The 6508-nt window shown below is 71.5% G+C and carries 6 protein-coding genes; 2 read left to right on the plus strand and 4 right to left on the minus strand.

Annotation, left to right across the window (positions count from 1 at the left end):
• Window positions 1-74 precede the first annotated feature (74 nt).
• The 4 genes from AOK22_RS21760 to AOK22_RS21775 all read right to left on the minus strand — a co-directional run bounded on the left by AOK22_RS21760 (window position 75) and on the right by AOK22_RS21775 (window position 5108).
• On the minus strand, window positions 75-302 hold the full coding sequence (locus tag AOK22_RS21760) for a CarD family transcriptional regulator (protein ID WP_055700382.1): 228 nt from the start codon (window positions 300-302) through the stop codon (window positions 75-77).
• 112 nt (window positions 303-414) lie between these two features.
• On the minus strand, window positions 415-1455 hold the full coding sequence (locus AOK22_RS21765) for a 1-aminocyclopropane-1-carboxylate deaminase (RefSeq protein WP_055700383.1): 1041 nt from the start codon (window positions 1453-1455) through the stop codon (window positions 415-417).
• Between the two features lie 91 nt (window positions 1456-1546).
• A complete protein-coding gene (locus AOK22_RS21770) occupies window positions 1547-3127 on the minus strand; it encodes a TROVE domain-containing protein (protein WP_055700384.1) in 1581 nt (526 codons plus the stop codon).
• Between the two features lie 529 nt (window positions 3128-3656).
• A complete protein-coding gene (locus AOK22_RS21775) occupies window positions 3657-5108 on the minus strand; it encodes an alkaline phosphatase PhoX (RefSeq protein WP_055700385.1) in 1452 nt (483 codons plus the stop codon).
• Window positions 5109-5407: 299 nt separating this feature from the next.
• On the opposite strand from AOK22_RS21775, the gene AOK22_RS21780 reads away from it, so the two are divergent.
• Complete coding sequence (locus tag AOK22_RS21780) at window positions 5408-5647, plus strand: hypothetical protein (RefSeq protein ID WP_237773177.1); 240 nt, start codon at window positions 5408-5410, stop codon at window positions 5645-5647.
• An 84-nt stretch (window positions 5648-5731) separates the two neighbouring features.
• On the plus strand, window positions 5732-6508 hold a 777-nt coding region (locus tag AOK22_RS21785; protein WP_055700387.1), incomplete at its 3' end, for a hypothetical protein.

Raw genomic sequence — 6508 nt, forward strand, 5'->3', positions numbered from 1 at the left:
CGTGAGGGGCGGCGGACCGCGCACGCGGTCCGCCGCCCCTCACGCGTATCGGGTGGCGTCGTGGATTCTCCGGGTCAGAGCTTGGCGAGCTTCGGGTACGGGCTCAGGAACCGCCCCTGGCGGCCCGCGAAGTCGATGACCACAGCGTCCTCGCCCTCGACTCCGACGATTCTTCCGAGTCCGTACTGGTCGTGGGAGACCCGGTCGCCGACCTCGAAGTGCTCGACGGGTGGTGCGGGTGGGGCAGGCCGGTTGAAGGGACTGTTCGGCAGGTGGCGGCGCGAGCCGGAGGGCCTCGTCATGACCGCAGTATGGTCCCCGTAAAGGCCGCTCCACCATGCTCTGTACTCACACCGCCCTCACATCGGTATGGAACAGACACACAAACAACTCGAAAGAGCGCCCTGCGCAACCTCAGAACAGCGCACTGTAGGCGTTCAGGGCGGGCTGCCCGCCGAGGTGCGCGTAGAGCACGGTCGCGTCGCGCGGTATCTCACCCCGGGCCACCAGGTCGACCATCCCCGCCATCGACTTCCCCTCGTACACGGGGTCGGTGATCATGCCCTCGGTGCCGGCGGCCAGGCGCATCGCGGCGAGCGTGCGCTCGTCGGGCACGCCGTACGTGCCGGCGTGATACCGCTCGTCCAGCTCGACGTCCGCCTCCGTCAGCTCCTTCTGCACGCCGATGAGCCCGGCCGTGCCGCGGGCGATCCGGGTGATCTGCTCGCGGGTGCGGTCCGGCGCCGCGGAGGCGTCGATGCCGAGGACGCGGCGGGGCCTCGCGCCCTCCTCGGCGAGCGCGGCGAAGCCCGCGACCATGCCCGCCTGGGTGGACCCGGTCACCGAGCACACCACGACCGTGTCGAAGAAGACGCCCAACTCGGCTTCCTGTTCGGCCAGCTCGTACGCCCAGTTGGCGAATCCGAGGCCGCCGAGGCGGTGTTCGGAGCAGCCCGCGGGGATCGCGTACGGCCGGCCGCCCGCCTCCTCGACCTCGCGGACCGCCCGCTCCCAGCTCTCCTTGACCCCGATCCCGAACCCGGCCCGCACCAGGCGCACATCGGCGCCGGCGAGGCGGCTGATCAGGATGTTGCCGACCTTGTCGTACACGGAGTCGGGCCACTCGACCCAGCTCTCCTGCACGAGCACGCACGTGAGGCCCGCGCGGGCGGCGACCGCGGCGACCTGGCGGGTGTGGTTGGACTGCACACCGCCGATGGACACGAGCGTGTCGCAGCCCTGCGCGAGGGCGTCGGCGACGAGGTACTCCAGCTTGCGGGTCTTGTTGCCGCCGTACGCGATCCCGGAGTTGCAGTCCTCCCGCTTGGCCCAGAGCGTGGCGCCGCCCAGGTGGTGGGTGAGCCGCTCCAGCGGGTGGACGGGCGAGGGGCCGAAGAGGAGCGGGTAGCGCTCGAAGGTGTCGAGGGACGCGGGGGTGTCGAGGGGCGCGGACACGGGACCTCCCGGAGTCGGGGATCGTGACGTTAGATCCCGGCTCCGGGAGGGACAAGACCCGCGCCGGGCCGTCCGGGGACGGCCCGGCGGCTCAGGCCGCCCAGGGCCAGTCGGCGGACCGGCCCGACTCGATCAGCTGCACCATGCGGAACGCCGCGTCCGAGAGGCCGCCGAACACGTGCCGGTTGCCCTGGCCGGAGGCCCCGTGGCCCGCGCGGTAGCCCGCGAGGTTCCAGGTGTAGACGGGGATCTCCGCCGGGACCTGCTCGGTCGGGTCGCCGTGGTAGTGGTACGCGGCCTGCTCGTCGGTGACGATCAGCACCCGGTCGTGCTTCTTGTAGAAGCGGCGCACCGCCTCGGTGGTGTTGGTGCCGCCGAGGTCGCCGAAGCGGCCGAGGACCTTCAGGACCGACTCCCCCGAGCGGAACGTCACCCGCGCGCTGCTGGAGCCGAACTGGACCAGGTCCGCGTCGGCGGCCCGCATCGCGAGCGCCGTGCCGAAGACCGCCGCCGCGTCGGCGCGGTTGAGCTGCGACCGGTCCGACAGGGGCGACCACATCGAGCCGGAGCGGTCGACCAGGATCAGCGTCCGGCCCGGCAGCGACGGCACGTTCGCCAGCGAGTGGCCGAGCGCCCGCTCCAGCGGGTAGGACCAGCGCAGCGACGGCGCGTGCTGGAACGCGGCGAGGTAGCGGAAGGGGAACTGCCGCGACGTCGCGACGACTTCGGGGTCGGCGAGCTTGGCCGCGACGCCCGCCGCGACCTCGTCCGAGACGCCCGCCTCGTCGAAGTTCCGCAGATTGCGGACCAGCGCCATCGCGCCCATGGACGGGATCACGGCCTCCCAGGCCGCCTTGTCCATGGGGCCCTGCAGCCAGCCGGCCAGCGCCTCCCAGGTGATGCCCGCGGCGGCGAGCCGCTCGGCACCGCCCTCGCCGGTGACGACGGCGCGCCGCTCCGCGACGGGCAGCTCCATCAGCTCGCGGTGCGCGGCGAGCACGCGCGCGCCCGCGGGCACCTGGGCCGTCTCCGGGTGGTGCCGCCGGTCGAGCGCGTACTGGAAGAGGTCGCCCTGCCACGGCTTGTCCGGGTCGGGCGCCGCGTGCACGAGGTTGAGGATGTCGCCGAAGCGGTAGCCCTTGGAGGCCGTGTCGTACTTCAGGAGCGACTTCTCGTTGAAGAGGCGGCGCACGGCGTCGGCGACACCGCGCTTGACGGGCTGGGGGAGGTTGCGGCCGTACGTCTGCGTCCAGTAGCCGAGGAACTCGCCGGGCTCGTCCGGGCGGCGCAGCACGGAGGCCACGACCCGGCGGTTGGACGGGCCGTCGGTGGCCTGCGCGTCGAGGCGCGCCTTGACGTACTCGGCGGCGCCGACGAGGGACGCCGTGCGCATGTTGCCGTCGCCGCGCAGCCAGCCGAGCAGGCCCGCGGTCCACGCCGGGTCCTCGACGGCGAGGCGGCGCACGAGCGCGGCGAAGCGGTCGTCGCGGCGGTCGCCGGTCTCGTAGAAGGTCTGCTGGGAGACGAAGTTGGCCACGGCGAGCAGGAAGAGCTCGGAGCGCGGGTCGCGCAGATGACCGGTGCCGCCCTGGTGCGTGGGCGTGGTGCGGCCGGTGGACGTGACCGGTGACGTGACGCGCGCGGTCAAGGACTTGGTGTTGAAGCGTGCCATGAGAATTCCCCCGAATTCTTCGTGCTTTTCGTGCGGGGGAGGCATGCGGCTGGTGTGCCCGAGTTCTGAGGTCGGCTGCGGACTTGTGTCGGATGCTCTACCGGATTGAGCTACACCGACCCGAGGTCGATGACGGGATTCGAACCCGCAACCATCTGATCCATAGAAGTAACCGCTGCCTTCGCACCGGGCACACCAGCTGCTCGCCCTCCCGAGTTCAAGAGTGGCCGCGGCGTGATTTCTTGACAGGAAGTAGCCGCTGACCTGCGCACCGGGAGGTGCAGGTACTGCATGAAGTTGTGGTGTCCAGAGGTCGTGGCGGCGGAACCGATATGGCGCTCTGGCCCCTGAGCTACACCGGCGCGGTGGTGCCGGCGGCGGGACTCGAACCCGCGGCCTCCCCATGAGAAGTGGAAGTAGGTCCTGCCTTCGCACCTGGACGGGACTTACTTTAGAAGAGTGAACTCCGGAGGCGCCAAAGGTTTTTCGGCGCCTCCGGAGTTCACATGAGCAGCCTCCGCGGAGAGGCTCAGTTCCGCTGCCGCTTCCAGGGCCCGGTGATGGCCAGCATGATGCCGGGCGTCTGGATGTTGGCGTACAGCGTCCGGCCGTCGGGCGAGAACGTGACGCCGGTGAACTCGCTGTACTCCGGCTCGTCGGCGGTGCCGATGTTGAGTTCGTTGCGCGCGATCGGGTACGTACGGCCGCGCTCGGTCGCCCCGAACAGGTGCTGGACGCCGCTGCCGTCCTCCGCGACGACCAGGCCGCCGTACGGGGAGACGGTGATGTTGTCGGGGCCGTCGAAAGCGCCGTCCCGGCCCGGGTCGGGGTTGACGCCGAGCAGCACCTTCAGCGTCAGGGTGCGGCGGCCCGGGTGGTAGAACCACACCTGTCCGTCGTGCGGGACGGGGCTCTCCGCGCGGGCGTAGGAGGAGACGATGTAGGCGCCGCCGTCGCCCCACCACATGCCTTCGAGCTTGCGGGCGCGGGTGATGTCGCCGTCGTCGAACTGCTCGCGCACGGGCACGGTCCGCGCGTCGCGGTCGGGGACCTCGACCCAGTCCACGCCGTACACCGTGCCGATCTTCGTGGCGCGGGAGAGGTCGTCGACGAACCGGCCGCCGGAGTCGTAGCACTTGGGCGCCTTCAGGACGCCCGCGTCGTCGGCGAGGGTGCGCAGCCTGCCGCGTCCGTGCGTGAAGCCCTGCGGCGGGGTCCAGCGGTAGAGGAGGCCGTTGGGCTTCGAGGCGTCCTCGGTGAGGTAGAGGTGGCCGCGCTTGGGGTCGACGACGACGGCCTCGTGGGCGTAGCGGCCCAGCGCCTTGATCGGCTCGGGGTCGCGGTTGGCACGGGCGTCGAGCGGGTCGACCTCGAAGACGTAGCCGTGGTCCTTGGTCATGCCGTTCTGGCCGGCCTTGTCCTCGGTCTCCTCGCAGGTGAGCCAGGTGCCCCAGGGGGTGCTGCCGCCCGCGCAGTTGGTGGCGGTGCCCGCGATGCCGACCCACTCGGCGACCCGCCCGTCGCGGCGGACCTCGACGACGGTGCAGCCGCCGGACGCGGCGGGGTCGTAGACGAGGCCCTCGGTGAGCGGGACGGGGTGCTTCCACTTGCTGCGGGGACCGCTGAGCTCGTGGTTGTTGACGAGGAGGGTGGTGCCGCGCGGGCCCGCGAAGGCTGCGGTGCCGTCGTGGTGGGAGGGGGTGGACTCGCCGCTCTCCAGCGTGGTCTTCCCGCTGTACGTCAGGACGCGGTACGAGAACCCGGCGGGCAGGGCGAGCAGGCCCTCGGGGTCGGGGATCAGCGGGCCGTAGCCGGGGCCGTGGTGTCCGTGGCCGAGGCCCTCGGCGTCGCCGGCCGCCTCGACGTCGGTGGCGGCGAGGGCGCCGGGCGCGGTGGCGAGCGCGCCGACACTGCCGGCCAGGGCGACCCCCGCCCCGGTGAGCGCGGAGCGTCTGGTGAAGTCCCTGCGGGTGAGCGACATGGTTTCTCCTGAGGCGCGAGGACGGGGGGGGTGGGCCGGGCTGCTCTCGGCGCCACCGTCCCGCTCGCGCCTGAACAACGGTTGAACTCCGCCCGACGCCGGGGGGCCTCCTTCCATGAACCCGCCCGTGCGGTCGCCGCCCGGCCGACTGGTCGGAAGAGACTTCGTAAACAAGGTCAACAGGAGCGGATCACCAGCAATGCGAAGAATCAACGCAGAACACCTTGACCGGCGATGCACACCGCAATAGACATCACCTACGTGCAGAGCTGCACCACCCGCACGGGGAGGCGAGCCGAGTGGACGCACAGCAGGCACGCAGCCTCCATGAGGGCCGGCTGATGAAGCTGGCCAATGTCACCGGAGTCGGCACCGGAAAGGACGAGCACTCGGGTCAGGACGTGATCGTCGTCTTTGTCACCCACCGGGTGCCCCGTGACCGCCTCCGTGACGAAGACGTGGTTCCGGACACGCTCGAAGGCGTACCCGTACGCGTACTCGCCATCGGCGAAGTCGACGCGCAGGACGGCGGGACGTAACGGCGGCGACGCCCCGGGCACGGCACGGAACCCCCACCCTTCTCAGGGGAAAGGTGGTCTGGCGTGGTGAGCCAGCCCGAACTGATGCGAGGACCCACTGGCGGTCAGCTGAGCGACAGCTCCCGCCAGCAGGCACTCTCCGACTTCCTGCGGCCCCAGCAGCCGCTCGCCAACGTCGTCGGCTTCGGCCACGGCGTGAAGTGGTCCGACGGACAGCCCACCGGCGAACCCGCCGTGCTGGTGTTCGTCACCCAGAAGGTCCCCGAGTCCATGCTCCCGGAGCGGGACGTCGTCCCGCGCCAGATGGACGACGGCACCCCGACCGACGTCGTCGCGGTGGGCCACATCGCCGCGCAGCGCCGGCAGAGCAGGCCGGGCTCCCGCGCCGAGGACCGCTCCTCGGTGACGTACGACCCCGACGGCAGCATCAGCGAGCAGCTCTCGGGCCTCGGCCAGCCGCAGCTGGAGGAGCTCGCCGGGCGCGGCGCGTTCGAGCCGCAGCTGCTCAAGCGCCGGATGCGCCCGTGCCCCTCCGGCTTCTCGGTCGGCAACGTCCGGGTGACCGCGGGCACGCTCGGCAGCGTGGTCTACGACTTCCTGCCCGGCGCCTCCGTCGACCCGCCCGGCGCCGGTCTCGGCGTCCCGGCGAAGTTCTACATCCTGTCCAACAACCACGTGCTCGCCGACTCCAACCGGGCGCAGCTGGGCAGCGCGATCGTGCAGCCGGGCGTCTTCGACGGCGGCACGGACCCGGCGGACCGCATCGCGACGCTGGAGCGCTTCATCACCATCCAGTTCGCCCCGCAGATCCCGCTGGAGCGGCACAACAACGTCGTGGACGCGGCGCTCGGCGCGGTGGAC

Source organism: Streptomyces silaceus (assembly GCF_001419745.1).
In the GTDB taxonomy this organism is placed as follows: Bacteria; Actinomycetota; Actinomycetes; order Streptomycetales; family Streptomycetaceae; genus Streptomyces; species Streptomyces silaceus.

What these genes read in the sequence shown, in the direction of transcription:
- AOK22_RS21760 (WP_055700382.1), bottom strand. Translation starts at nt 302, where the DNA reads ATGACGAGGCCCTCCGGCTCGCGCCGCCACCTGCCGAACAGTCCCTTC.
- AOK22_RS21770 (WP_055700384.1), bottom strand. Translation starts at nt 3,127, where the DNA reads ATGGCACGCTTCAACACCAAGTCCTTGACCGCGCGCGTCACGTCACCG.
- AOK22_RS21775 (WP_055700385.1), bottom strand. Translation starts at nt 5,108, where the DNA reads ATGTCGCTCACCCGCAGGGACTTCACCAGACGCTCCGCGCTCACCGGG.